At 68.5% G+C, this 352-nt stretch carries 1 protein-coding gene and 1 pseudogene; one reads left to right on the top strand and one right to left on the bottom strand.

The annotated features are described in order from the left end of the window. Positions 1-68 (top strand): annotated as a pseudogene (locus ACLZOT_RS50750) (VOC family protein); the annotation flags it as partial. A 4-nt stretch (positions 69-72) separates the two neighbouring features. On the opposite strand, the gene ACLZOT_RS50745 reads toward ACLZOT_RS50750, so the two are convergent. Further along, on the bottom strand, positions 73-352 hold a 280-nt coding region (locus tag ACLZOT_RS50745; protein WP_416976086.1), incomplete at its 5' end, for a membrane dipeptidase.

Genomic DNA, 352 nt, shown 5'->3' with positions numbered 1-352 from the left:
ACCGCTCGCGCACCTTCAGGGTGTACGCGGACCCGGCAGGACATCCGTTCTGCCTGTGCGCCTGCTGACGCGTCAGCCGTCCAATTGCTCGATGGTCGCGTTGGACGGCCCCCGCGTCGCCCGCAGGTCCCGGGCCACATCCTCCGCCGCACCCAGCACCCGTACCGCGTTCTGCCAGGTCAGCTTGGCAAGGTCGGTCCTGGACCAGCCACGGTCCAGGAGTTCGGCGATGAGGTTGGGGTAGCCGGAGACGTCGTTCAGACCGTCCGGGGTGAAGGCGGTGCCGTCGTAGTCTCCGCCGATGCCGAGGTGGTCGACGCCGACGATCTCGCGCATGTGGTCGAGATGGTCG

The sequence above is a fragment of the Streptomyces sp. 4F14 genome (assembly GCF_048159485.1).
In the GTDB taxonomy this organism is placed as follows: Bacteria; Actinomycetota; Actinomycetes; order Streptomycetales; family Streptomycetaceae; genus Streptomyces.
This window is presented reverse-complemented; position numbering and strand designations above follow the sequence as displayed.